This is a genomic window from Mesorhizobium sp. WSM4848, assembly GCF_055811375.1.
In genome coordinates, this window is sequence record NZ_JBVVPX010000104.1 from 1 (window position 1) to 1,000 (window position 1,000).

Below are 1,000 nucleotides of genomic sequence, written 5' to 3' on the forward strand. Positions count from 1 at the left end.
AGGACATGCAGCCGCAGCGATTGGATAAGCGACCAGAATTTCTCGCCACCCTTGCCGCCGGCCATTTCGCGGCGCAATGAGACGGTCACCGCGGACGCGCAGGATGCCTTGACCGCATCGGCAAGAATGGCGGGCGAGGGGTACTGTGCGGTGCCGAGAAGCAGGCGCGACGGAAGCTTGGTTCCGTAAAGCTCGATCACGTTCCTAACCTCCTTGCATGGGTGAGAGAATTTCGATCCGGTCGCCGTCCTTCAGCTGGAACAGCGCCCGCTCAGTCGCGTGCACAAGGTCGCTGTTCACGGCCGTGGCAAGCCAGTTGCCTTCGTAGTCAAGCGCCGCGAGAAGCTCCGCCAGGGTGGCGGCGGTGATCTCATGCGCTTCGCCGTTGACCGTCAGTTTCATCAGCAAGTTCCACTGGTTTGTCAGAATCGAAAACAAGGTCGGCCGCCCGGCGCGCCATGGCGGGGGCCAGAAGGAAACCATGGCGGTAGAGCCCGTTGATCGCTACGGTCCTGCCATGCGCTTCGACGCGCGGCAGGTTGTCGGAAAACGCCGGGCGAATGCCGACGCCCGTCTCAACGATCGCGGCCTCGCCGAATGCGGGATGAACCGAATAGGCGGCGTTCAGGAGTTCCATCATCGCCCGTACCGTGACCGGCTCCGTGGACAGGCTCTCGACCATCGTTGCACCCGCCATGAAATGGTGGTCGGCGCGCGGCGCCAGATAGAGCGGCAAACGCGGGTGCAGCAGCCTGACCGGGCGCGACAACGAGATGTCGGGTGTACGCAAGATCAGCATCTCGCCGCGAACGCCGCGAAGCCTTTCATCGCTGGACGCCATTCCCATGCAGTCGATCTCGCGGTCGAATCCCGTCATGTGCCGGGCGTCCACTCCGAAGCGGAACTCGACGCCGCTTCCGGCGAGTTTTTCATGCAGCGCCGCCATTGCACGGCGTGGGTCGAGATGGGCTTCGCCCGGGAAGAACAGCCCGCGACGGAA

2 protein-coding genes and 1 pseudogene are annotated in these 1,000 nt (G+C 63.7%); all 3 read right to left on the bottom strand.

The genetic code is table 11. The features are described 5' to 3' along the window. Positions 1 to 200 (bottom strand): annotated as a pseudogene (locus AC0L16_RS33460) (thiazole synthase); the annotation flags it as partial. A gap of 4 nt (positions 201 to 204) precedes the next feature. Beyond that, a complete protein-coding gene (gene thiS, locus AC0L16_RS33465) occupies positions 205 to 402 on the bottom strand; it encodes a sulfur carrier protein ThiS (protein ID WP_023801373.1) in 198 nt (65 codons plus the stop codon). Beyond that, positions 371 to 1,000, bottom strand: a 630-nt coding sequence (locus AC0L16_RS33470) for an FAD-dependent oxidoreductase (protein WP_473625794.1), incomplete at its 5' end; no start/stop codon positions are given. The genes AC0L16_RS33470 and thiS, both read right to left, overlap by 32 nt.